22 protein-coding genes and 1 tRNA gene are annotated in these 19,011 nt (G+C 70.1%); 14 read left to right on the forward strand and 9 right to left on the reverse strand.

Annotated elements, in window-relative coordinates; translation table 11 throughout:
• The first annotated feature begins 4 nt into the window (after positions 1-4).
• Both HUW46_RS26855 and HUW46_RS26860 read left to right on the forward strand, forming a co-directional pair.
• Positions 5-709: a response regulator transcription factor gene (locus HUW46_RS26855; RefSeq protein WP_215541580.1), complete on the forward strand. Its 705-nt coding sequence runs from the start codon at positions 5-7 to the stop codon at positions 707-709.
• Positions 706-1,746, forward strand: a complete 1,041-nt coding sequence (locus HUW46_RS26860; protein WP_215541581.1) for a sensor histidine kinase — start codon at positions 706-708, stop codon at positions 1,744-1,746. The genes HUW46_RS26855 and HUW46_RS26860 overlap by 4 nt, the downstream gene beginning before the upstream one ends.
• Before the next feature lie 5 nt (positions 1,747-1,751).
• Here the strand turns inward: HUW46_RS26860 and HUW46_RS26865 are convergent, their stop codons facing one another.
• Positions 1,752-2,813, reverse strand: a complete 1,062-nt coding sequence (locus HUW46_RS26865) for an NAD-dependent epimerase/dehydratase family protein (RefSeq protein ID WP_215541582.1) — start codon at positions 2,811-2,813, stop codon at positions 1,752-1,754.
• Positions 2,814-2,953: 140 nt separating this feature from the next.
• On the opposite strand from HUW46_RS26865, the gene HUW46_RS26870 reads away from it, so the two are divergent.
• The gene (locus tag HUW46_RS26870; RefSeq protein ID WP_215541583.1) at positions 2,954-3,454 is read left to right on the forward strand and encodes a MogA/MoaB family molybdenum cofactor biosynthesis protein; all 501 of its coding nucleotides are present in this window, start codon (positions 2,954-2,956) and stop codon (positions 3,452-3,454) included.
• A gap of 66 nt (positions 3,455-3,520) precedes the next feature.
• On the opposite strand, the gene HUW46_RS26875 is transcribed toward HUW46_RS26870, so the two are convergent.
• Positions 3,521-3,745 carry an Rv0909 family putative TA system antitoxin gene (locus tag HUW46_RS26875; protein WP_215541584.1) on the reverse strand — a complete coding sequence of 75 codons (225 nt, stop codon included), beginning with the start codon at positions 3,743-3,745 and terminating at the stop codon, positions 3,521-3,523.
• A 54-nt stretch (positions 3,746-3,799) separates the two neighbouring features.
• Between HUW46_RS26875 and HUW46_RS26880 the strand changes: the two genes are divergently transcribed.
• The gene (locus tag HUW46_RS26880; RefSeq protein ID WP_215541585.1) at positions 3,800-3,988 is read left to right on the forward strand and encodes a hypothetical protein; all 189 of its coding nucleotides are present in this window, start codon (positions 3,800-3,802) and stop codon (positions 3,986-3,988) included.
• A 36-nt stretch (positions 3,989-4,024) separates the two neighbouring features.
• Here the strand turns inward: HUW46_RS26880 and mscL are convergent, their stop codons facing one another.
• From mscL to HUW46_RS26895, 3 genes are all read right to left on the reverse strand, one after another.
• The gene (gene mscL, locus HUW46_RS26885) at positions 4,025-4,447 is read right to left on the reverse strand and encodes a large-conductance mechanosensitive channel protein MscL (RefSeq protein ID WP_215541586.1); all 423 of its coding nucleotides are present in this window, start codon (positions 4,445-4,447) and stop codon (positions 4,025-4,027) included.
• 32 nt (positions 4,448-4,479) lie between these two features.
• Positions 4,480-5,148 (reverse strand): SAF domain-containing protein, encoded by a 669-nt coding sequence (locus HUW46_RS26890; RefSeq protein ID WP_215541587.1) that lies wholly within the window; start codon positions 5,146-5,148, stop codon positions 4,480-4,482.
• A gap of 137 nt (positions 5,149-5,285) precedes the next feature.
• Positions 5,286-5,660 (reverse strand): FmdB family zinc ribbon protein, encoded by a 375-nt coding sequence (locus tag HUW46_RS26895; RefSeq protein ID WP_215541588.1) that lies wholly within the window; start codon positions 5,658-5,660, stop codon positions 5,286-5,288.
• A 248-nt stretch (positions 5,661-5,908) separates the two neighbouring features.
• Between HUW46_RS26895 and HUW46_RS26900 the strand changes: the two genes are divergently transcribed.
• Positions 5,909-6,298 (forward strand): VOC family protein, encoded by a 390-nt coding sequence (locus tag HUW46_RS26900; protein ID WP_215541589.1) that lies wholly within the window; start codon positions 5,909-5,911, stop codon positions 6,296-6,298.
• Here the strand turns inward: HUW46_RS26900 and HUW46_RS26905 are convergent.
• Positions 6,295-6,885, reverse strand: a complete 591-nt coding sequence (locus HUW46_RS26905; protein WP_215541590.1) for a 5-formyltetrahydrofolate cyclo-ligase — start codon at positions 6,883-6,885, stop codon at positions 6,295-6,297. The two genes, HUW46_RS26900 and HUW46_RS26905, sit on opposite strands and share 4 nt — an antisense overlap.
• 24 nt (positions 6,886-6,909) lie before the next feature.
• Between HUW46_RS26905 and HUW46_RS26910 the strand changes: the two genes are divergently transcribed.
• From HUW46_RS26910 to HUW46_RS26930, 5 genes are all read left to right on the forward strand, one after another.
• On the forward strand, positions 6,910-7,812 hold the full coding sequence (locus tag HUW46_RS26910) for a UTP--glucose-1-phosphate uridylyltransferase (RefSeq protein ID WP_215541591.1): 903 nt from the start codon (positions 6,910-6,912) through the stop codon (positions 7,810-7,812).
• 37 nt (positions 7,813-7,849) lie between these two features.
• Positions 7,850-9,175: a molybdotransferase-like divisome protein Glp gene (gene glp, locus HUW46_RS26915; protein WP_442860994.1), complete on the forward strand. Its 1,326-nt coding sequence runs from the start codon at positions 7,850-7,852 to the stop codon at positions 9,173-9,175.
• Between the two features lie 14 nt (positions 9,176-9,189).
• Complete coding sequence (locus HUW46_RS26920) at positions 9,190-9,861, forward strand: GNAT family N-acetyltransferase (protein WP_215541592.1); 672 nt, start codon at positions 9,190-9,192, stop codon at positions 9,859-9,861.
• Positions 9,862-9,999: 138 nt separating this feature from the next.
• Entirely contained in the window at positions 10,000-10,878 is an 879-nt protein-coding gene (gene sepX / locus HUW46_RS26925) for a divisome protein SepX/GlpR (RefSeq protein WP_215541593.1), read from the forward strand.
• A 56-nt stretch (positions 10,879-10,934) separates the two neighbouring features.
• Positions 10,935-11,007 (forward strand) — tRNA-Ala (locus HUW46_RS26930).
• Between the two features lie 340 nt (positions 11,008-11,347).
• Here HUW46_RS26930 and HUW46_RS26935 read toward each other — a convergent pair.
• Both HUW46_RS26935 and HUW46_RS26940 read right to left on the reverse strand, forming a co-directional pair.
• Positions 11,348-12,172 carry a DUF72 domain-containing protein gene (locus tag HUW46_RS26935; RefSeq protein WP_215550135.1) on the reverse strand — a complete coding sequence of 275 codons (825 nt, stop codon included), beginning with the start codon at positions 12,170-12,172 and terminating at the stop codon, positions 11,348-11,350.
• An 83-nt stretch (positions 12,173-12,255) separates the two neighbouring features.
• Complete coding sequence (locus HUW46_RS26940) at positions 12,256-13,125, reverse strand: hypothetical protein (RefSeq protein WP_254124939.1); 870 nt, start codon at positions 13,123-13,125, stop codon at positions 12,256-12,258.
• A 481-nt stretch (positions 13,126-13,606) separates the two neighbouring features.
• Between HUW46_RS26940 and HUW46_RS26945 the strand changes: the two genes are divergently transcribed.
• Positions 13,607-14,458: an alpha/beta fold hydrolase gene (locus tag HUW46_RS26945; protein WP_215541594.1), complete on the forward strand. Its 852-nt coding sequence runs from the start codon at positions 13,607-13,609 to the stop codon at positions 14,456-14,458.
• On the opposite strand, the gene HUW46_RS26950 is transcribed toward HUW46_RS26945, so the two are convergent.
• A complete protein-coding gene (locus HUW46_RS26950; RefSeq protein WP_215541595.1) occupies positions 14,451-16,133 on the reverse strand; it encodes an alpha-L-fucosidase in 1,683 nt (560 codons plus the stop codon). The genes HUW46_RS26945 and HUW46_RS26950 overlap by 8 nt on opposite strands.
• A gap of 165 nt (positions 16,134-16,298) precedes the next feature.
• Here HUW46_RS26950 and HUW46_RS26955 point away from each other — a divergent pair, with 165 nt between their 5' ends.
• The 3 genes from HUW46_RS26955 to lepB are packed head-to-tail and all read left to right on the forward strand — an operon-like array spanning position 16,299 to position 19,002.
• Positions 16,299-16,838, forward strand: coding sequence for a DUF4232 domain-containing protein (locus HUW46_RS26955; protein WP_215541596.1), 540 nt, complete (start codon positions 16,299-16,301; stop codon positions 16,836-16,838).
• A gap of 26 nt (positions 16,839-16,864) precedes the next feature.
• Entirely contained in the window at positions 16,865-18,313 is a 1,449-nt protein-coding gene (locus HUW46_RS26960) for a phytoene desaturase family protein (RefSeq protein WP_215541597.1), read from the forward strand.
• Positions 18,310-19,002: a signal peptidase I gene (gene lepB / locus HUW46_RS26965; RefSeq protein ID WP_215541598.1), complete on the forward strand. Its 693-nt coding sequence runs from the start codon at positions 18,310-18,312 to the stop codon at positions 19,000-19,002. Before HUW46_RS26960 ends, lepB begins: the two co-directional genes overlap by 4 nt.
• Positions 19,003-19,011 lie beyond the last annotated feature (9 nt).

Consider the following 19,011-nt stretch of genomic DNA (forward strand, 5'->3'; position numbering starts at 1 on the left):
GGAAATGAACGATCTGGGCGGCCACGTGCTCGTGGTCGACGACGACGAGACGGTCCGCGATGTGGTGCGCCGCTATCTCGAAGCGTCCGGGCTCACCGTCGAAATGGCGGGCGACGGCACCGAGGGGCTCCGGCGGTTCGCCGAACGGCCCGCCGACGTCGTGGTGCTCGACGTGATGATGCCGGGGTTGAGCGGCCTCGAAGTCTGCCGTCGGCTGCGCCAGGTCAGCGAGGTCCCGGTGGTGATGCTGACCGCGCTCGGCGAGGAGGAGAACCGGATCGCGGGCCTGCAGCTCGGCGCGGACGACTACGTCACGAAACCGTTCAGCCCGAGGGAACTGGCGCTGCGCGTGGCATCGGTGCTGCGGCGCGCCCGCACGCCGATCCCGGAACCGGCCGCGGAGGAACTGGCCGACGGGAACCTGCGGCTCCGCCTCGGCGCTCGAACGGCCACTTTGGACGGTGCGGAGCTGGCGCTGACCGCGCGCGAGTTCGACCTGCTCGCGTTCTTCCTCGGCCACCCCGGCACCGCGTTCTCGCGCACCGACCTGCTGGAGAAGGTCTGGGGCTGGGACTTCGGGGACCAGTCCACCGTCACCGTCCACGTGCGACGGTTGCGGGAGAAGATCGAAAAGGAGCCCGCGAAACCGGTCAGGGTGGCCACCGTGTGGGGTGTCGGCTACCGGTACGACCCGGGGCTTTCGGCATGATCGAACCCGGTGAGTCCTTTTCGGACATGCTGGCGCACGCGTGGCACATCCTGCCGCTCGCGCTGCTGTTCGCGCTGCCCGTCGCGGCGCTCGGCGGGCTCGTGCTGTTCCTGCTCCGACGCGGTTCGCTGGCCAGCACGATGACCGTGCTGGTGCTCGTGCCGGTGGCGGCCACCTTCGTCGGCGTGCTCGGGGTGAGCGGGTTCATGTTCAACCCGGCGCTCGCCACGATGCTGCTGGTGTGTCTGCTCGTCGCCGTGGTGACCGTGCCCGCCGCCGTCGTGCTGGGCAGGCTGATCGCGCGCCGGAGCGTCTGGGAGCGCGAGGCCCGCGAACGCGAGCGCGCGGCGGAGGCGTCGCGGCGCGAGCTCGTGGCATGGATCAGCCACGACCTCCGCAGCCCGCTCGCCGGGATCAGGGCCATGGCGGAGGCACTGGCGGACGGCATCGTCGCCGAGCCCGCGGACGTCGCCGACTACGCGCAGCGGATCAGCGGCGAGACCACGCGACTGTCCGAAATGGTCGGTGACCTCTTCGAACTGTCCCGCATCACCGCGGGGGCGCTGCAGCTCACCCTTTCGGCCGTGCCGCTGCGCGACATCGTCAGCGACGCGCTCGCCGCCCAGAGCCCGGTCGCCGAACGCAAACGGGTGAAAGTGCTCGCGGACGCGGAAACCTGGCCGGTGGTCGCGGGCAGCGATCCGGAACTCGCGCGGATCGTGCGCAACCTGGTGTCCAACGCGATCCGGCACACCCCGCCCGACGGCACGGTCGCCGTGCAGATCGGCGTCGACGGCGGTGACGCGGTGCTCGCCGTCGACGACGGCTGCGGCGGTATCCCCGACGACGAGATCGGCAGGGTCTTCGACGTGGCCTTCCGCGGCACCCAGGCCCGCACGCCGGATCCCGCCTCGGGCGGCGGCCTCGGCCTGGCGATCGCGAAGGGGCTGGTGGAGGCCCACTCGGGCCGGATCGGGGTGCGCAACCACGGGCCGGGCTGCCGGTTCGAGGTTCGGCTCCCGCTCGCCGCACCCTGACCCGATCAGACCGGCGCGCGGAGCTCGTCCGTGGCGAACGCGGAGATGCCTTCCTCGAACCCGGTGCGCGCGCGGAAGCCGAGTAACCGCTCCGCCCGTGCCGGGTCGGCGACCACGTGCCGGACATCGGCCGGACGCGCCCCGCCCGCGATCACCGGGCGCGGCCCGTCGCAGGCGCGCGCGAGCTCTTCGGCGAGTTCGCCGACCGTGTGCGGGATCCCCGAGCAGACGTTCACCGGCGTCAGATCGCCCGCTTCACCCGGGGCCTTCAGCGCGAGCACGTTCGCCGCGGCGACATCGCGAACGTGCACGAAATCGCGCCGCTGCTTGCCGTCCTCGAGCACGGTCGGCGCTTCCCCGCGCAGCAGCGCCGACCGGAACAGGGACGCGACCCCGGCGTACGGCGTGTTCTGCGGCATGCGCGGGCCGTAGACGTTGTGGTAGCGCATCGCCCACACCGTGCCGCCGGTCTGACGGGCCCACGCGGCCGCGAGGTGCTCTTGCGCGAGCTTCGTCGCGGCGTAGGTGCTGCGGGGTTCGAGCGGCGCGTCTTCCGGGACCAGGAGCGAGGTCAGCTCGCTGCCGCAGGCGCGGCAGCGGGGATCGAACCTCCCGGCGTCCACATCGGACGGACGTCGGGGAGCCGGTGGCACGACCCCGTGCTCAGAACACGAATAGCGCCCCTCTCCGTAGACGACCATCGAGGAAGCGAGCACGAGTTTCGGTACCCCTGCCCGGTACATCTCGGCGAGCAGCACGGCGGTGCCGTAGTCGTTGTTCAGCGCGTAGGAAGGCGCGTCGGACGGGTCGAGCCCGTGCCCGACCACGGCGGCCTGATGGCAGACGGCGTCGAATCCGCGGCCGTCGAACAGCTCGCGGAGCAGCGCCCCGTCGGCGACGTCGCCGACGACCACCTGGCCCGCTCCGACGTAGCCGGGCGGGAGGCCGCCGCCGTGGGCGGTTGGCAGCAGCGCGTCCAGCACCACCACTTCGTCGCCCGATCCGGTCAGGAGATCGGCTATGTGGGAGCCGATGAACCCGGCCCCTCCCGTTACGAGAACTCGCACCACGCCACGCTAAGCCGGGTGGGGGCTGGCGTGCCGCCATCACGCGGTCTCCGTCAGCGTTCGGTAAGAATCGGCAGGATGTCCTCCCGGTAGGTCACCGCGGATGATCGCCGCCGGTGAAAACGACTACGGTGGGCGCTATGGAACGGAGTGCACAACGGCTGGGCCGTGCCCTCGTGGTCATCGTCGACGATCGCGCTGCCCACGGCGAACACGAGGACACCGCGGGCCCGCTGGTCACCGAGCTGCTCGAAGAGGCGGGCTTCATCGTGGACGGCGTCGTCGTCGTGCACGGCGAGACCGTTGCCATCCGCAACGCGCTGAACACCGCGGTGATCGGCGGGGTGGACCTGGTGATCACCGTGGGCGGTACCGGCGTGCTGCCGCGCGATGTCACCCCCGATGCCACGGCGGGCGTGCTCGACCGTCCGATCCCCGGCATCGGCGAGGCCCTGCGTTCGTCCGGGCTCGCCGCCGGAGCCGTGGACGCGGGCATCTCGCGCGGGCTCGTCGGCGTCTCGGGCAGCACGCTCGTGGTGAACCTGGCCGGCTCGCGGATGGCGATCCGCGACGGGATGGCGACCCTGTCCTCGCTGGTCCCGCACGTCATCGACGAGCTTTCCCAGCTCGACAACGTTTAGCCCCCGCTTCCGGCCGCGTTCCGCCCGCTCGAGGGCGGGACGCGGCCGTGTGCGTTCACCGTCCGGTCAGGACTTGCGGTCGCGCAGCGGGATCAGGCCCTCGACGGTCTCGCTGACGCCGGTGATCTGGTCGGTGAACTTGCCACCGGTCACCTTGTCGGCACCGGCCGCGGCGACCGTGATGCCGGTCGCGGCGACATCTCCGGCCTTGCTCGCGACCTCCCCGCCGACCGTCAGCGCCTTTCCGGCGGCCTCGGTGGCCAGGTCCTTCGCCTTGTCGAACAGGCTCATACGGTTTCCTCTCGGTTGACCGGCACCCTGCCCCGTGGTGGGAGCATGGGCGCCATGGTTGGTGATGACAGGCCCGACGAGCCCGCCGCGCGGCGTTCTCCGCGTCCGGATCGCCGCGCGCTCGACAAGATCTTCGGCGAGGTCCTGCCGGACACCACGAGCGACGAGCGCGATCCGGACCCGCGGCCGGGCCGCGACGATTCCTGGTACCACGAGAACCGCCCGCCCCATCACGACCGCTGACGATCGTTCAAGCGGATCCGCCGCCCGAACCGCTTGCTAGCTCTGCTTCTTTTCGACGGTCTCGCTGTTCTGCTGCTGGCGCAGCAGGTCGCGGATTTCCTTGAGCAGCTCGACATCGGTCGGCTCCGACGGGCCTGCTTCCTGGCCGCGCTTGCGGCGGTCTTGGAGCTTCTTCATCGGCAGCACGATGAGGAAGTAGACCACCGCGGCGACGATCACGAAGTTGATCGCCGCGTTGATCACGCCGCCGAAGTCGAGGAACGAGCCCTTGTTCGTGTTGAAGATGTAGAAGCCGAGGCCCTCCGCGGCGTCGGAACCGCCGATGGCGTTGATGAGAGGCTTGATCAGACCGTTCGTGAAGGCGGTCACGATCGCCGTGAAGGCGGTGCCGATGACCACCGCCACCGCGAGGTCGACGACATTTCCTCGCATGAGGAAGTCCTTGAAGCCCTTCAACATCCTGTACTCCTGATTTCGCTGTCGGGGACCGGCTAGCGGAGAGTAACTGTTACCGGTCGTCCGAGCGACGCCCCCGCCACTTGGGTCGCGACCTCCGGTGGCAGCGAAAGGAGCACCAACGGGCCCGCCGAAGCGGAACCCGGCGGATGCCGCGCACCCGCGTCCGACGTGCTCACCGTCACCACGGTCGCCATGCTGGCCAGCACACGGCGCCCTTGCTGGCCGTCTTCGGCGGCGACCACGTCGACCCGCGAACCCGGCCGCAGCAGCGCGGCGACACCCGCGTCCGCGAGCCGGACCGGAACCGTGGAAAGACGAGGATCACCCGTACCGGGGAGCCCGAGCAGCCTGGTGTCCGTGATCGGTTCGCCTGCCCGCGCCGCGCCGGACAACAGCCGCCCGCGCACCGGATCCGCGGCGTCGAACGCGCCGGACGGGCGCACCTCGGCAGGCATCGCGACGATGCGCACATCGGTGTCGCCGAGCGTGCTGCCCGCCGCGATGTCGTGTGCCGAAACCACGGTGAGCACGCCGGGATCACCCGTCCCCGGGCGGAGGAACAGGGCCAGGGCGGTCAGGAAGAACGCTGCCGCCAGCCCGCGCCGGGCGAGGAGCAGCGGACGTCCGCGGGCTCGCACGATCAGCGTGCGCCACCCCGGCCACCGTGGTCTTATCCGTCCGGCCGTGCTGTTCTCCGCCATGTCCGTTCCCCGCTTCCGTCACCGTCGAGGTGCGGGGAAGGCCCGCACGAGATCGACGCTAGGCCGGTGCGGAGGCGGGCCGGAAGAGGAACTTCAGCTACCTGTGGATAACTGGGTGCCTGTGGACAACTCCGCCCTCAGGAAGCCGCGGCGGTCGTTTTCGTCGTGCTCGAGGAGGAAGCTGACGACGAGCTCGACGACGAGGAGGACGAGCTGGAGGAATCGGAGGTGGATTTGGTCGAAGACCCGGTGGAATCGCTGGAGGACTTCGTGGAGTCGGTGCTCTTCGAGTCGCTCGACGAGCCGTTGCTCGCCGTGCTCGAGGACTTCGAGTCCGAGCGCGAGTCGTTGCGGTAGAAGCCACTGCCCTTGAAGATCACGCCGACCGAGCCGAACAGCTTGCGCAGGACACCGGAGCACTCCGGGCACACGGTCAAGCTGTCCTCGGAAAACGACTGCACCGCTTCGAAGCGGTGGCCGCAGTCCTTGCAGGCGTACTGGTAGGTGGGCACTGGTGCTCCTTCGTGACTTGGCACTCGGCCGACAAGAGTGCTAGCGCAAGACGGTACCTGCGTATTCCCGTGCAGGTCAAACGCGGTATCCCGGCGCCGCGCCGGTCGTTTCGCTCCGTGCCTGTTCCGCGCGGCATGGCGTGTCGGCGTGCTCGCCCGCGACGTGACGGAATTAACTTCCGCGGCCGCGTCCGGGTGCTCGGCCGATCCGCCGCCCCGGTGGCCCACCGCTCGCTATCGTGCCGAGAATGCTGACCAACGCGAGGTTCGAAGCGCGCATCCCTACGCAGGACCTGGAGCGGGCACGCCGCTGGTACGCCGAGAAGCTGGGCCTCGAACCCGTCGAGGAGCGCGACGGCGGGCTCCGCTACGAGGGAGCGGCGGGCGTGTTCTGCCTGTTCGCCTCCGCGGGCGCGTCGGACGGTTCCTTCACCCAGATGGGGTTCTACGTCGATGACGTGGAAACGACCGTGGCCGAACTGCGCGCTCGCGGTGTCGTGTTCGAGCAGTACGAGGGCGCCGTCGACGGGATCATGGACATCGAGGGCAACTACCCGAGCAAGGGGCGTGGCGAGCGGGCCGCGTGGTTCCGCGACAGCGAAGGCAACATGCTCGGCGTCGCCGAGGTCGTGCCCTAACCGAGCCGGGTTAACCCGCCGCCGGGGGTGAGCGCCGCGGTCATCTTCATGTCGTGCGCCTCACCCGGCAGGCGGTCGACGAGTTCGTCGTCCCGTACAAGGGCGACGAGCTCCGCGCCGTCGGCCGCGCGCGGGAGCGAGCGGTCGTAGTACCCGGCGCCACGGCCGAGCCGGATCCCGGACCGGTCGACGGCGAGCGCGGGTACCAGCACCAGCCCGGCGTCGCCGAGCGCGTCCGCGCCGAGCCGGGCGCCGGTCGGCTCCAGCACCCCGCGCAGCCTTCCCGCGGCCAGCGAGGCCGTGCCGGTGTATTCGGCCCAGTCCAGCGGGCCCGGTTCGGGCGGCACCACGGGGAGGAGCACCTTGCTTCCCGCCGTCCGTACGGCGTCGAGCAGGCCCATCGCGCCGGGCTCCGAACCGAACGGGACATAGCAGCAGACCGTCGCGGACAACGGCAGGTCACCCACCGCCGCCACCAGCGCGCGCGCTTCGTCGACCCGCTGCCGCGTCGAGACGCCCGCGCGCGCGGCGAGCAACCGGGCGCGCCACTCCGCCTTGCCGAGGAACTCATTGCCACCACCGTGCACTGGCCCAGGTTAGGCTTTGCGCCCATGACGGGCGCCGCAACGAACCAGACGTTCCGAACCGCGATCGTGCCGGCCGCAGGCCTCGGCACGCGTTTCCTGCCGACGACCAAGGCCGTGCCGAAAGAGCTGCTGCCGGTGGTCGACACACCGGGAATCGAACTAGTCGCGACCGAGGCCGCGCAGGCGGGCGCCGAACGGCTGGTGATCGTGACCTCGCCCGAGAAGAAATCCGTCGTCGACTACTTCTCGGCTTCCCCCGATCTCGAAGCGACGCTGGAGCGCAAGGGCAAGACCGAGCTGCTGGACAAGGTCCGTCGCGCGCCCGCGCTGCTGGACGTCGAGGTGGCCATCCAGTCCGAGGCGCTCGGCCTCGGTCACGCGGTGGCACAGGCGGAACCGAACCTGACCGACGCCGACGACGCGGTAGCCGTGCTGCTGCCCGACGACCTCGTGCTCCCGGCGGGCGTACTCGAACGCATGGCCGCGGTGCGGGCCGAGCGCGGCGGCAGCGTGCTGTGCGCGTTCGACATCCCGAAGGAGCAGATCTCGCCGTACGGCGTCTTCGACGTCACCGACACCGGCGACCCCGACGTCAAGCAGGTGCACGGCATGGTCGAGAAGCCGGCGCCGGAGGACGCGCCGTCGACCTACGCCGCCGCCGGCCGCTACCTCCTGGACAGGGCGATCTTCGACGCGCTGCGCCGGATCACCCCGGGTTCCGGCGGCGAGCTGCAGCTCACCGACGCCGTCGCGCTGCTGATCAAGGAGGGCCACCCGGTGCACATCGTGGTTCACCGCGGCGGGCGCCACGACCTCGGCAACCCCGGCGGATTCCTGCGCGCGGCCGTCGACTTCGCGCTCGAGCACCCGGACTACGGGCCGTCCCTGCGTGACTGGCTGACCGAACGGATCGAGAAGACCGACTGATGATGTGTGCCCTGTCCTACCCCGCGGAGGCGGAATGGTGACCGATCCGACCGCCGAGCTGCCGGAGCCCGTCAACGACGTTGTCGACGCCGAGGCCGTCGAGACCGCCGCTCCCGTCGTGGCCGCGGTCGAGCCGGACTTCCGGTCCGTCGACGCGCAGATCGCGCTCGCGCTGGACGCGGCCGTGCGGCCGAGGCCGGTGCGGGTCGCGATCTCGGAAGCGCAGGGCCTGCTGTGCGCCGAAGAGGTCGTCGCCGAGCACGCGCTGCCGGGGTTCGACCAGGCCGCGGTGGACGGCTACGCGGTGCGCAGCGTGGACGTGCGCGCCGCGGGCCAGGAGCCGGTGCAGCTGCCGGTGGTCGGGGAGATCGGCGCCGGGTCGAGGCAGCCGAGGCGGCTGCAGCCTGGGCAGGCCGTGCGCGTGGCGACCGGTGCGCCGCTGCCGACGCTCGCGGACGCCGTCGTGCCGACCGCCTACACCGACGCGCACCCGGCGAAGGTCACGGTGAGCCGGTCCGTGCCGTCGGCCGGGTACGTGCGCCGGACCGGTGAGGACGTGCAGATCGGCGACATCGCGGTGCGCCAGGGCGACACGATCGGTTCCGCGCAGGTCGGCCTGCTCGCGGCGGTCGGCAGGTCGAAGGTGCTCGTCTACCCGCGGCCGAGGGTCTCGATCGTGTCGGTCGGCGACGAACTGGTCGACATCGACCGGACCCCGTCCGTCGGCCAGGTCTACGACGTGAACTCCTACGCGCTCGCCGCCGCCGCGCGCGACGCCGGGGCCGAGGTGAACCGCGTCGGCATCGTCGACACGGACCCGCGGCGCCTGCGCGAGGTCGTCGAAGGCAGGCTCCTGATGTCGGAGATCGTCGTGGTCGCCGGCGGCGCCGGCGGTACTGCGGGCGACGAGGTGCACGCCGCGCTCGCCGATCTGGGCCGGATCGACATGACGAGGGTGGCCATGCATCCCGGTTCGGTGCAGGGTTTCGGCAGGCTGGGGCCGGATTCCGTGCCGACGTTCCTGATCTCGGGCAACCCGATGAGCGCGCTCGTGGTGTTCGAGGTGCTGATCCGGCCGTTGATCAGGGCGGCCCGCGGCACCAGGAACCCGCACCGGCGGGTGGTCGGCGCGCGCCTGCTCTCCCCGATCACGTCGACGAAAGGGCGCAAGGGTTTTCTGCGCGGCCAGCTGCTGCGCGACGAGGCGAACGGCGAGTACCTCGTGCAGCCGCTCGGCACCTCCGGCGCGCATCTGCTCGCCTCGCTCGCCGAGGCGAACTGCCTGGTGAACGTGGACGAGGACCTCACCGAGGTCGCGGCGGGCGAGCAGGTCAAAGTGACCTTCCTCGCGCAGCGGGGATAGCGGACCCGGTGCCGATGTCGCAGTCCGAGCAAGGCGCCGTCTTCACCGTCGAGACCCGGCATCCGGGGTGGCCGGCGAAGCTCGGCCCGCTGCGCGTACCCGCCGGGGTCGTCGCGCTGCGTCCCATCCGGCTGCGCGACGCGGGCGACTGGAGCCGGATCCGGCTGCGCGATCGCGGTCACCTGGAGCAGTGGGAGCCGACCGCGCCGGGGCCGTGGACCGAGCGGAACGCGTACTGGGCGTGGCCGCCCCAGTGGGCCGGTCTGCGCTCGCTGGCCAGGCGCGGTCAGTGCCTGCCGTTCGTGATCACCGTGGACGGCGCGTTCGCCGGCCAGATCACGATCGGCAACGTGATCAGGGCGTCCTTGCGGTCCGCGTGGGTCGGGTACTGGGTCGCGTCGACGACGGTGCGCGGCGGCGTGGCCAGCGCCGCCGTAGCTCTAGTGGTGGATCACGCCTTCAGCGCGGCAGGCCTGCACCGCATCGAAGCGACCGTGCGGCCGGAGAACGAAGCGAGCGCTCGCGTGCTCGAGCGATCAGGGTTCCGCCAGGAGGGACTTTTCCGCAGGTATCTCGAGGTCGCGGGCGATTGGCGGGATCACCTCTGCTTCGCGATCACGGCCGAGGAAACCGGCAGCGGGCTCGTCGCGGCGATGGTCCACGCGGGCCGCGCAGGTTACGCCTGATTTCCCGTTACCACATCCTGTGTGATTCACCTAATTTGGTGACGACTTTTCAAGATCTCCGGCGGCGTGCCTCCGTCCGATCTGTTACTCCTGTGACTAGCGTGGCGAACAGCAGGAGATCGGGGGAGGTGACGGGAGATGCCCAGTTCGTTGATCATTGTCGCGCTCGCGGCGGCCTGGCTGGTCGTTCTCGTGCCCATGATCGCGCGCAAACGGCAGCAGATCGCGCGAACCGCCGACTCCGCGATGGCCGCCAGGGTCGTGCGGAGCGGGGGCAGGCGCGCTGCCGAGGGGGGAGAGGAGTTCGCCATGTCGGAGAAGTCAGGGCGGGCCGACGAGATCGATTCGGCCGACCTCGACGAAGTCGACGAGGACCTCAAGTACCTCGAGGAACTCGAAGGACCCGCTGAGGAGATCGACGAGGCCGACAACCCCGAGGACGAGGTCGTCGAAGCCCCCGAACCCCCGGCGCGGTCCCGCTACGAACGGACCGACGGCGGTCGCCGCCGGTACCGGCCCGGCCGGGGCGGCTTCGACCCCGAAGCCGCCGAGATCGCGGCCAAGGCCAAGTACGCCTACCGGCAACGCGTCGTGCTCGCGCTCATCGTCGCGGTCGTGATCACCGCCGCGCTCGCGGGATTCCTGTGGCCCGTGCTGTGGTGGGTCAACGGCGCCGCCGACATCGCGCTCGTCGGCTACCTCGGCTACCTGCGGCGCCAGGTGCGCATCGAGAACGAGATCCGGCAGCGCAGGCTCGCCAGGATCGGCGGCGGTGGCGGCGGCCCGCGCGTCACCTTCGCCGACGAGGAAGAAGAACCCGCACCCCATGCGGAACCCGAACACGAAGTCGAGATCGCGCCGACCCGCCGCGAGGTCGTCGGCAACGAGCGCAAACCCTCCCCGATGTCGCGCATGCGCCGCCACGCCGTCGTGGTCGACGTCGACGACGAGGACCCCGCGTTCGAGGAACTCGACGAGCCAGGACAACGACCCTTCCGCCGGGCGGCCGGAGAGTAGGACCCCCTCTCTGGCCCCCGGTCGGGGCTTGATATGCTCAACGAGCTTCACCAAGAGGGGCTGTAGCGCAGTTGGTAGCGCGTCTCGTTCGCATCGAGAAGGTCAGGGGTTCGATTCCCCTCAGCTCCACCCGATTGGCCCGATCCTGCTCGATGCTTCGCACCTTCGCCGGGATCGGGTGGTGTTGTTTCTGGGGCCGAGCCCCAGACCCCACGGTGCGAGCTCCGTCCGACCCAGCTCGGTCCGGTCGGGTTCGAACCAGCGCCGGTTGACGGTTCGTATGCTGACACGTTAGCTCCACACTTCGTGTGTTCGCGGGCTTCGCCCGCTCCCGGTGTCCCGATTTCTTGTGGGGGGCCGAGCCCCCCACACCCCCGCGTTGCGAGCTTCTCGCGTTGGCGGGCGCTGGGCGCGTTTGGCTTGGACCAGCGGTCGGTTTGTTCTTGTCGGGTCAGCGTCGTCGGATTGCTCAGAACAGGGTTGCGGGTTCGGGTGGGGTTGGTTCGGGCAGCGGGGCGAGATCGGGTACCAGTGCTTGTACGTCGGTGTGGAAGTGGCGGGCGAGTGCTGGAGCGTCGACGTTGTCGGGGGTGTGCAAGAAGATTGTTGGTGAGCGGCCTTCGCGGAGCCAGTCGGCGACCACGGTGGTCCACGGGCGCCAGCCTTCGACTGTTTCCTTGACCGAGTCCCGGCCTAGGTAGCGGACGATCGGGCGGTCGGTCAGCGCGCGCGTTCGTCGTGGCAGGCGGGGTTTCTTGGTCCAGGCTTCCTGTTCGGCTTCGCTGGTCGGTGGGCTTTGGAAGAAGACGGTGGTGTCGAACGGGACCCACTCGGCGTCGGCGTCGGCGAGCGTCTTCTCCAGCAGCGAAGTCGAGCGGGTGTCGGTGAAGAACTCGGGGTGACGTACTTCGACGGCGCGGCGGCGGTCGGTGGGGAGGCGGCGGAGGAAGCGGCCGAGGGCATCGACATCCGCAGGGCTGAACGAGCCGGGCAGCTGGGTCCACAGGACAGCCCGGTCGCCGAGGGGGTCGATCGCATCCAGGAACGCCCGCATCTCGGCCTCGACGCCGACGAACCGGCGCTCGTGCGTGGCGATCTTGGGCAGTTTGACGACGAACCGGAAGTCGGGGTCGGTTTGCCGCGCCCAGGTGGCGACGGTGTTCCGGGCGGGTGTCGCGTAGAAGGTGGTGTTGCCTTCGACCGCGTTGCACCAGCCAGCGTAGGCCCGCAGGCGCTCCTTGGCAGGCAGCGACTGCGGCAGGAACCGCCCGGCCCACGCCTTGTGGGTCCACATCGCGCACCCGACGTGAAGACGCGCCACTCCGCCAGCTCCCCTCGATCGCGAGTGAAAGCTACAGGCTATTTCAGGAGTGCGGATCAGGTGGTGCAGTTCTTCTGGGCGTCGGTGCGGACCGTCCTGCCGGTGAACTCCTGCAGGATGGCCAGGTTTTCCGGTGCGTAGTTGGTCGCGGTGATCTTGTCGGCGTCGGGGCTGCCCAGTTTGCCCGTGTAGGGCGCCGACTTTTCCAGCCAGTAGGCCGTGCGGAGGAACTGGGTCAGCACCAGGTCGCGCAGCTTCGGCTCGTTCTTGATCTTCGTCCAGTAGTCGGGGTGCCGGTCCTTGGCCACGCGCAGGTAGAGCAGCAGGTAGCGCAGGTTCGTGGCGGCGATGTCGCGGGCGTTGCTGGCCCCGATGCCCTTGATGTACTCCTGGACCACGGTCACCGCGGGCAGGCCGGTCAGCCCGGCGTTCAGTTCCGCGGTCACGCCCTGGAGGTGGTAGTCGCCCTGCGTTTGGTCGCGCAGGTAGATGCCGTCCATGGAATCGCTGAGCCGGTCCTTGATCAACGGCAGGATCTCCTTGCGGGGGAAGCCGTCGTACAGCGGCACCGTCGTGTCCTGCCGTGCGGCGTTGATCCAGGCCGCGGTGTGCACGTTCCACCTGGTTCGTGACGGGTCGAGGTCCCACATGTGGGTTTCCTCGTGGATCGCGACCATCATCGACTCGGCGAACGCCTCGAAGCTGTTCTTCTGCACGAACTGGTCCCAGTACTTGTCCTTGGCCTGCGCGATGGCCAGTGCCTGTCCGCTCGGCCAGCGCCGTTGGTACATGGCTTGGAGCGTCGGCATCCAGTTCGAGGAGGTGAATTTCGCCTTGAGGTCGCTCACGTCCGCGGTGGGCTGCGACGGTTCTTCGTAGCAGTACGGCGCGGCGGCGCTGGCTTTCGCGGTGGCGGTTCCCGCCATGGGCGAAAGTACGAGAAGCGCGGTCACCAGGGGCAGGACGCGGGTGCGACTCACCGGAACCTCGGTTTCCGAGCGGACGGGCGCCGCTCTAGCGTTCCGATGGATCGTATTGACGGATATTACCGAGCACTAATCCCATTTCGGTATAACATCCCGTGATCGCCCACCCGGCCTCCGGTCGGCCCGGTTGATTGACAACCGTCGGAGCACGTCGGTCACGATGCGGCGCCAGCGGACCAACCCATCGGCGGACACCCCGGCGATCGCCCAAGCCGCGAACTGCCGCTGGGACTCTAATGCGACGAAAGTCGTCGTGAACAAATAGCCCGGAAACCAGCGGAAACACTAGTGAATTCCTCTGTCGTATCGCGAACAGTGTGGAATCGCTGCACGACCACGGCTGGCTGGTGCTCGGTCCGTACGAACTGCAGGTCGACTATCCCTACGACCTGCGCCAGTGGGTTAGGGTAGCCTAACTCGCATGACGGGTGGGCACAGTCAGGGTGAGCCGGGGTGGGCGCGGCTTCGTGACGGGCGGGAGTTGTTCTACCAGCGCAGGTCCGGGCCGCACGGCGTGCCGACGGTCGTGTTCGAGGGTGGTCTCGCGGCGAGCCGGTCGTACTGGGCCGCGGTGCAGGGCGAGCTGCTGGCGCCGTCGGTGGTGTACGACCGCAGCGGGCTTGGGCGCAGTGCGGCTGACGGGCGGCCGCGCAGGCTCACCCGGCTCGCGCAGGACCTGGGCGAGGTGCTCGATCACCTCGGGCGGGGGCCGTTCGTGCTGGTCGGGCACAGCTGGGGCGGTCCGATCGTGCGGATCGCCGCGGCGGCCGATCCCGCCCGCGTCGCCGGGCTCGTGCTGGTCGACCCGACCGACGAGAGCTGCGATCTCCTTTTGACGCCCTCGATTCGCCGGGCGGAGAAGATCGGTCAGGTGAGCAGCACCCTCCTCGCCCGGTTGGGGTTGCTCGGGTTCGCCTTCCGCGGGCTGCTCGCGTCGTTGCCCGCGGACGCCGCCGCCGACATGCGGGCGGAGGCGTTCACGGTCGCGGCGATGCGCACGCGCGCCGCCGAGTTGGCGTCCGTGGAGCAGGATCTTCGTTCCCTGCGCGAAAACACGCCGGAACTGGGCGAAATCCCGGTCACGGTGATCTCGGCTGGCAAGACCTCGGCGGGGATGAACTCCCGCGTGCGCGCGCTGGCCGATGCGTCGCACGAGTACCGCGCGAGCCGATCCGCCCGCGGGCGCCACGTTCGCGCCCACCGGTCCGGGCACATGGTGCCGGAGACCGAACCGGGCCTGATCGCGGCGGAGATCCGGCGGCTGCTCAGCTGATGTCGACCCCGTGCACGGTGAGGCCGAGTGGCTGGCCGGTGTAGTCCGGATGCGCCCGTTCGATGCTGAATTCGGTGACCTGCTTGGGAAATACGAGGAAGGAGCCCGTGCGGAGATCGCGTCCGCTGACGTCGAAACGCCGATCGCCGAGCGTGATCCGGTAGGTGGTCCGCGGGTCGACTCCGTCGGCGTCGACGCGCGCGGAAACCAGTGAGGGCAGGAAACCGGTCGACGCGAAGTAACCGGCCTGGCGGATGTCGCCCATCGTGCTGCGGCCGGGCGCCAGCCGGTCCGCGCCGATCCGCCACCGTCCATTGTGGCTGGTGACGGTGGCCGCCGGAACCGTGCGCGGCGTGCCAGCGGTGTGCACGCGGATCACCGGCAGTACCGGATCGGGTGGCGTGGCCGGGAGCGTGACGACGAGATCGGCGCCATCCCGCCGATAGCGCAACGGCTGCCCGGCGGTGACCGAGACGACTTCGCTCGCGAGCGTGGGCACGCGGATTTCGCCGCCGGTCCAGTTCGTGACCCCGAGGTACAGGTTCGAGTCGTCCGCGGTGATCTTCCCCCACGGCTGGGCCGGGAACCGCGTCGGCCGGGCGCCCAGTGCGGCGCCGGGATTGCGCCGCGTCCAGTCGCCGACGCCGCGGAGCACGCTCGCGTCGAACGGGTCGATCGAGCCGTCCCCCTTCGGGCCGACGTTGAGCAGGTACTGACCGCCGTTCGCGGCCATGTTCAGCAGGTGCACGGCTTTCGCGCGCACCTGTGCGGCGAGCGCGCCGGGCGAGCGGTCGGCGCTCGGCCACGCGCAGTAGCCCCAGCACTGGGGGAACACCGATTCCGCGGACTGCCACGGGCTGGCGTACGGCGTGTCGGGAACCTTGTTGTCCCCGCCGACCTCGAAATCGCCCTTGTTGTTCCACACCCGCGAATTGACCATGGCCGCGGGCTGGTACCGGTGCACGGTCGCGGCCAGTGCCGCGCTCTGCGCCGCCGTCGGCGCGCCCATGTCGAACCAGACCTCGTCGATCTTGCCGTAGCCGGTCATCAGCTCCTTCAGCTGCGCCTGCATGAACGGCATCATCGATTCCGGCACCGGGTTGAGGTTCTCGTTCGGTTCCGGCGTCATCTTCGTCCAGTCGATGATCGAGAAGTAGACGCCGAAGCCGATCCCGGCCCGGTGGCACGCGGTGGACAGCGCGCGCAGCGGATCCGCGCCGAACGGGGTGGCCCGTTTGACGTTGTAGCCTGTGGTCTTGGTGTCCCACATGGCGAAGCCGTCGTGGTGCTTCGAGGTGATCACGATGTACTTGGCCCCGGCCGACTTCGCCAGCCCGCAGATCGCGGCGGGATCGAACTTCGGCGCGCTGAACCCCTTCGCGACGTCGAGGTAGTCCGCGTCGGAGATGTGCATCCAGGCCTTGATCTGCTCGGGATAGCCGATCGTCTGCTGCTTGCCGTCGAAGTAACCACCGAGCTGCGAGTACAGGCCCCAGTGGAGCATCATCCCGAACTGCAGCCGCTGCCACGCCGCGACCGCCGGGTTTCCGCTGAGCGGCAGTGCGGCGGGCACGCCGGTGAGCGCCGCGCGAGGTGCCGCGACGGCGGGAGCGGTGCCGAGAACGACGCACAGGAGCGCGACGGCCAGTGCGGTGAACCGGGAACGGCGCGTCATCGGCTACCCCTTTGTTCGCGTGTCGTCGAAAGGTTCAGTCATCCGATCACCTGTGCGCAGAAGTTCGCACATTCGGGCACCCTCGTCAAGGGACGAGGGTAGGGGTCCGATGAATAGGTGCGCTCGTACGATCGCAGTGATCATCGGTTTGACCGTGGGAGACGAATGAGACCGCTTCTTGCCGTGGCAGCCGTACTCGCGGTTTCCGCCTGCGGGGCCGGGAAGGAACAGCCGCCCGCACCGTCGCCGACTCCGCCCCCACCCGCTCCCGTCACGACGGCCGAAAATCCTTGCACTCGCGAAGGTGTCTCGCTCACCGCGGGACCGGTCGAAGCCGCGCTCGGGCACCGGGCCTCGGTGGTGACCATGGTGAACTGCGGGACGAAAAGCCTGCGTGTCGAGGGCTATCCCGCTGTCGCGGTGCTCGACGCGGCCAGGAAACCGATGGAGATCGCCGTCGAGCACGGGTCGTCCTACATGGCGAGGGACCCTGGCGCGCAGCCGCAGACCCTGGAGCCTGGTCAGCACCTCCTTTCCGTGCTGTCGTGGTCGAATACGGTCACCGCGGGGGAATCGGCGACCGGTTCGTTCGCGACCGTGACCCCGGTTCCCGGCGGCGAGGCCAGGACGCTGCCGGTGGACACCGATCTCGGCACGACCGGGAAGCTCACGGTGACCGCGTGGGCGCCGAAACTGCTGAACTGAGCGCGGCCTGCTTGTAGCCTGTCGCGGTGGACGTGGCGATTGTCGGGAGTGGACCCAACGGGCTCGCGGCCGGGGTCGTGCTCGCGAGGGCGGGGCTGCGGGTGGAGTTGTTCGAGGCCGCGGACGAGATCGGCGGCGGCACGCGATCGGCGCGGCTGTTCGATCCGGACGTGCTGCACGACGTCTGCTCGGCGGTGCACCCGATGGCCGCGGCTTCCCGGTTCTTCCGCGAGTTCGATCTCGGCGCGCGCGGTGTCGAACTGGTGCGCCCGTCCGTGTCCTACGCGCATCCGCTCGACGACGCACCAGCCGGGCTGGCGTTCGCAGATCTCGAACGGACCTGCGAGCGGCTCGGTTCCGACGGCGCGCGGTGGCGCGCGATTATGGGGCCCTTGGTCAGGAGCAGCGAGGCGATCGTCGACGCGGTGATTTCGGACCAGCGGCGCCTTCCCGCGGATCCGGTCGCGATGGCCCGGTTCGGGCTCGGCGCGCTCGTGCACGGGTCTCCGCTCGGCGGCCGGGTGTTCCGCGGCAGGCAGGCGCCCGCGATGCTCGCCGGGGTGGCGGCGCACGCGATCGGCCGGTTGCCCGGCCTTCCCGGTGGCGGGATTTCGTTGCTGCTGGGCCATCTCGCGCACACGAACGGGGGCTGGCCGGTCCCGCGCGGCGGCAGCCAGCGTATCGCGGACGCGCTGGCCGACGACCTCGGCGCGCACGGCGGGATCGTCCACACCGGACACCGGGTGACCGATATCAGGGAGCTGGCGAGCGCCCGCGCCGTCGTGCTCGACGTCAGCCCGCGCGGGGTGCTCGACCTGGCGGGCCGCTTCCTCCCCGGCGGCTACCGGCGCGCGCTGGAGTCCTACCGGTACGGTCCCGGGGTGTCCAAGGTGGACTTCCTCGTGTCGGAGCCGATCCCGTGGACCGATCCCGGGGTCGCCGAAGCGGGCACGGTGCACCTCGGCGGTGACCGCGAATCGCTCTACGCGGCCGAAAACGCCGTCGTACGGGGAAAACACGCCGGGAATCCGTTCGTGCTGCTGTCCGAACCCATGGTCGCGGATCCCACGCGCGGGCTGCCGGGTAAACGTCCCGTGTGGGCGTACTGCCACGTGCCGAACGGGTCCGAAGTGGACGCCACCGAGGTGATCACCCGTCAGATCGAGCGCTTCGCACCGGGATTCTCCGACACCGTGCTCGCCAGCCGCTCGGTCACTGCCACGCAGCTCTCCGCCTACAACCCGAACTACGTAGGCGGAGACATCGCGTCTGGCGCGATCACGCCGCGGCAGCTGGCGGCGCGGCCGGTCGCCCGGTGGGACCCGTTCCGCGTGCCGCTCAGTGGTGTGTACCTGTGCTCCGCGGCCACTCCGCCGGGGCCGGGCGTACACGGCCTCGGCGGCTACTACGCGGCGAAACGGGTGTTGCGCAAAGAATTCGGCCGTGCACTGCCCGCGCTGGGACACCTCGCGTGAACCGCCACCGCCTGTCCCGCCGTCGGCAGCGGGTGACGATCGCACTGCTCGTCGTCGGCATCCTGTTGTGCGGCGGCGGGATCGTGCCACTCGTCCTCGGCTACCGCACGGTGACGGTCAACGGCGACGCGATGGCCCCGGTCCTCCGTCACCAGGACACCGCGGTCGCCGACACCGACACCGGAAACCTGCGGCGCGGCGACGTGGTGCTGCTCGACCCCGCCGCGCTGGGCGGGCACGACGAACCGGTCGCGTTGCGGGTGGTCGGGCTCGGCGGCGACACCGTGAGCTGCTGCGTGACCGACGGGCGGATCGCGGTGAACGGGCAGCCCATCGCCGAAGAGTACTTGGACGGTGACGCGCCGGCGTCGATGCCGTTTTCGGTGGCGGTGACGCCGGGGCGGCTGTTCGTGCTCGGCGATCACCGCACCGTGGCAACGGATTCGCGGACGCGCGTGGCGGGGCCGGGCGCCGGTGCGGTGCCGGTTTCGGCGGTGCGGGGCAGGGTCGTGGCGCGGGCGTGGCCGCTCACCAGAGCGGGCGAACTCGACGCCACGCGTGCGTTCTCGCGGTTCGCGCCGCCCCGCGACGGTGCGATCGGCTTGATCGTGGCGGTGGCCGTGGTGCTCGCGGGGGTCGTGTTCCTTGCTGCTTCCGGGTTCGAGGCCCTGCGCAGGCGACCGAAGTAGCTTGCGCTC

The organism is Amycolatopsis sp. CA-230715 (genome assembly GCF_018736145.1).
Lineage (GTDB): Bacteria > Actinomycetota > Actinomycetes > Mycobacteriales > Pseudonocardiaceae > Amycolatopsis.